Annotated in this window: 3 protein-coding genes and 1 pseudogene; all 4 read left to right on the forward strand. The window is 47.8% G+C overall.

What is annotated here, in order from left to right; genetic code table 11:
* A pseudogene (locus HXW94_RS18605) lies at positions 1 to 470 on the forward strand (hypothetical protein); the annotation flags it as partial.
* Positions 471 to 531: 61 nt separating this feature from the next.
* Positions 532 to 753 carry a hypothetical protein gene (locus tag HXW94_RS18610; RefSeq protein ID WP_178368387.1) on the forward strand — a complete coding sequence of 74 codons (222 nt, stop codon included), beginning with the start codon at positions 532 to 534 and terminating at the stop codon, positions 751 to 753.
* 65 nt (positions 754 to 818) lie between these two features.
* The gene (locus tag HXW94_RS18615) at positions 819 to 1,001 is read left to right on the forward strand and encodes an Rpn family recombination-promoting nuclease/putative transposase (protein WP_246294235.1); all 183 of its coding nucleotides are present in this window, start codon (positions 819 to 821) and stop codon (positions 999 to 1,001) included.
* An 837-nt stretch (positions 1,002 to 1,838) separates the two neighbouring features.
* Positions 1,839 to 2,154 (forward strand): Rpn family recombination-promoting nuclease/putative transposase (locus tag HXW94_RS18620; RefSeq protein ID WP_178368388.1); only part of this gene is annotated, 316 nt, incomplete at its 3' end.

Consider the following 2,154-nt stretch of genomic DNA (forward strand, 5'->3'; position numbering starts at 1 on the left):
AAAAACTCAAAAAAGAGATGAACAAAAAATGGGGCGAATTGGCCAATAAGATGGGTACTATTGTTGAAGATATTGTTGCACCGGGGTTAAAGGGGGTTGCCGCAGAATATTTCGGAATCAGTGAATTCGATTTTTTTGCCCCCCGATTACGACTGAAAAGCGCTGATCGGTCAATGACCCGTGAATTTGACGTCATTGCCGAAAGTAATGATTATTTTTTCGTCGTTGAAACAAAATCCACCCCCACCGCGGAATATATATCCGATTTTATCAAGCTGATTCCCCAGCTGGATTCATGGTTTCCGGTGATTCGTGAAAAGAAACTGATTCCTGTATTTGCCTCCCTTTTTATATCCGATGAGCTTGTCCGCTATCTGACCAAAAACAATATTCTTGCCATGGCCACCCGGGAAGACGGGATGGATATTTTCAATACAGAGGTCCTGGAAAAACTTGGGATCATACTTTGATTATTGTCTTTATAAGGATATCGCAGAGAAAGCGATTTCCGAAGAGGCAGGGAGGTATGTTATGACATTAGCAGAGAAAACTAAGAATGAGGGCAGGTTGGAAGGTGAGATTAAAGGCCTGAAAGAAGCTATCGAACTGGGCATCATCCTTAAATTTCCCGGAGACATTGACACAGTAATGGCCAAGGTGAACAAAATTGATGACCTGGGTACACTGAAAGAAATCAAAGAAACCATAAAAGCCGCCCAAGACATCTCAGAGATCATGGCCCTGCTGAAATAAAATGGAAATGGGGGGGCAGGCCTGACATTTTGACATTTTCTATCCCTTAAGGTTAAAATTCCACCATGACAGGCGACAAAAATAACAGCAAGGTAGTTAACCCCCATGACAAGGTGTTCAGGGAGGTTTACAGTAATAAGGAAAATGCCCGCAGCCTTTTAGCCGGCAAACTGCCGGACAACGTGCTGAAACTGGTAGACCTGAATACCCTGGAGATCAGCAAGGACAGCTTCTTTGACATTTTATAGAGTTTACACATAAAAATAGAAGGACAGACCGAAAGTGCCGGGATAAACCAGCATAGAGTAGGGGATAAAAGCGCCCTACATTGAAAGGAGATGCTGCTCCATCATGGCCCCGAGTCATGCGCGGGTGGTCGCGAGGTTGCACGTGAAGCGTTGACAGGGGGAAACGCAGGCCAACTATTGAGCTCCGAAATCACCCATCCGGGGTGCCGACCCAGTGGTCTGAAGGGGAAGGCAATACGCTGTGGCAACGGTAGAAAGCGAGTCGTGCAACGGTCCTGCAGAGTATAGGACCCTGTACATGCGTAGACACTCTATGCTCGAAAACCGGGAGATCTCAGCGGTATCTAGCAGCCAAACAAGTGAGCTGGATCGGTCAGAGAAGGCCTGTGGCCGCAATCCTGGCACGAACGCCGTTCAGAAGTCAGACATCAACATAGTACCGAAGAATGTGCCGAACAAGAGTTGGGTAAGCAATAGCGGAGGCACAGGAGGAAAGGACGATCACCAAGGGAAATTCTGAAAAGCCCCCTGCGACCTGCACCCAGAGGCAGAAACAAGCATTGATTGGCCTGGACAGAATACGCGAAGCAGCAAAGAAACGTTTCAAGCGTCTGGCAAGGACGTGGGTACTCACATCAAAGATAAAACACCCTTACCCGAACCAGTGACTTCGCGTCAGTTACCCAAGGTAGGAGCCGTATGAACTAATTTTTGACGTACGGATCTGTGCGGGTGGTGCCGGGTAACCGGCATTCCTACCGCGATAGGTGGAACAGGGGTGTCCCGGGAAAAACATACCTCCTTGACTGAACCACCCCTTAAGGTTAAAATTTCACCATGACAGACGACAAAAACAACAGCAAGGTGGTCAACCCCCATGACAAGGTGTTCAGGGAGGTCTACAGCGATAAGGAAAATGCCCGCAGCCTTTTAGCGGAGAAACTGCCGGACAACGTGCTGAAACTGGTAGACCTGAATACCCTGGAGATCAGCAAGGACAGCTTCATTGAAAAAGAGCTGGCGGACTATTATTCCGATATCCTGTACCGGGTGGATCTGACCGGCGGCAGTCAGGGGGTCATCTATGTGTTGTTTGAGCATAAAAGCTATTATGACAAGTTTGTGCATCTCCAGCTGCTGGAATACATGGTCA

It is taken from the genome of Desulfobacter latus, assembly GCF_013389365.1.
GTDB classification, from domain to species: domain Bacteria; phylum Desulfobacterota; class Desulfobacteria; order Desulfobacterales; family Desulfobacteraceae; genus Desulfobacter; species Desulfobacter latus.